The organism is Spirillospora sp. NPDC049652 (assembly GCF_040675125.1).
In the GTDB taxonomy this organism is placed as follows: Bacteria; Actinomycetota; Actinomycetes; order Streptosporangiales; family Streptosporangiaceae; genus Spirillospora.
In genome coordinates this window covers 1-1,457 of record NZ_JBFAOF010001378.1, presented here as the reverse complement: position 1 = coordinate 1,457, position 1,457 = coordinate 1, and the positions used below count along the sequence as shown (strand labels likewise).

Below are 1,457 nucleotides of genomic sequence, written 5' to 3'. Positions count from 1 at the left end.
GGGTCGGCCGTCGGGTCGGCCGTCGGGTCGGCCGTCGGGTCGGCCGTCGGGTCGGACAGGGCGTCGGACGCGGCGGAGCCGGCGGCGGACGGGGACACGGACATGGTCACGGACCGATTCTCTCAGGCCCCTTCCGGGGCGGCGGCAGCCGACCCGGCCGTCCGGGCGCGCGGCCCGGAGCGGCGCGACGGCCGCCTCCCACGCCGCGACCCGGGAGCAGGGTCGTCGGGCCGATCTCCGCCGCGGGCCGCGGGGACCGGCGTCTCGTAGTGCGCCCGCGCGTCTCGTCCACATCCTATGCACCCCGATCGCCCGCTCCGAGTCGCCGAGGCGGGCCGGACGCGGTGGCCCGGCCGATACCCTTGGCCGCACCGGGGGCGCTCGCCTCCGCCGCACTCGAACGTCGACGAAAGGTCGGACCTTGAAGCTGCTCGTGACGGGAGGCGCCGGGTACATCGGCAGCGTCGTCTCCGCGCAGTTGGTGGAGGCTGGACACGAGGTGGTCGTGCTGGACGACCTGTCCACCGGGCACGACGACGCGGTCCCGGCGGGCGCGCGGTTCGTCCGGGGGACGCTGCGCAAGACCGCCTTCGAGGTGCTGGACGGCGCGGGCTTCGACGCGGTGCTGCACTTCGCGGCCAAGTCGCTGGTCGGCGAGTCGGTGGCGAACCCCGCCAAGTACTGGGACGGCAACGTCGGCGAGTCGCTGGCGCTGTTCGACGCGATGCGGCGGGCGGGCGTCGGCCGGATCGTGTTCTCCTCGACGGCGGCGACCTACGGCGAGCCGGAGTCCACCCCGATCCTGGAGACCGACCCGACGCGTCCGACCAACCCCTACGGGGCGTCGAAGCTCGCGATCGACACGATCCTCACCGAGTACGCCCGGCTGCACGGGTTCGGCGCGGTCTCGCTGCGCTACTTCAACGTCGCCGGGGCCCTGCTGACCGACCGCGGAGCGCAGGGCGAGCGGCACACCGTCGAGACGCACCTGATCCCGAACGTGCTGAAGGTCGCGCTCGGCGAGCGGGACGCGGTGAGCATCTTCGGCACCGACTACCCGACCGCGGACGGCACCTGCGTCCGCGACTACGTGCACGTCGTCGACCTCGGCCGCGCGCACCTGCTCGCGCTGGACGCCACCGAGGCCGGCACGCACCGGATCTACAACCTGGGCAGCGGCAGCGGCTACTCGGTGAACGAGGTGGTCGAGGTCTGCCGCGCGGTCACCGGGCACGCGGTCCCGGCCGAGTACGGCGACCGCCGTCCCGGCGACCCGGCCGTGCTGGTCGCCTCGTCCGAGAAGATCAGCGAGGCGCTCGGCTGGAAGCCCGAGCGGGACCTGAACCAGATGGTCGCCGACGCCTGGGCCTTCGCCCTCCGCTGACGGGCCTCCGCCCCTCCGCCGACCCCGCGGTCCGCCGGCTCCCCCGCCGCGCGGACCGGCACGTTCTCGTAGG

Annotated in this window: 1 protein-coding gene; it reads left to right on the top strand. The window is 74.6% G+C overall.

The features are described 5' to 3' along the window. Positions 1-421: 421 nt before the first annotated feature. Entirely contained in the window at positions 422-1,384 is a 963-nt protein-coding gene (galE, locus tag AB0J52_RS40380) for a UDP-glucose 4-epimerase GalE (protein WP_500188487.1), read from the top strand. Positions 1,385-1,457: the final 73 nt, after the last annotated feature.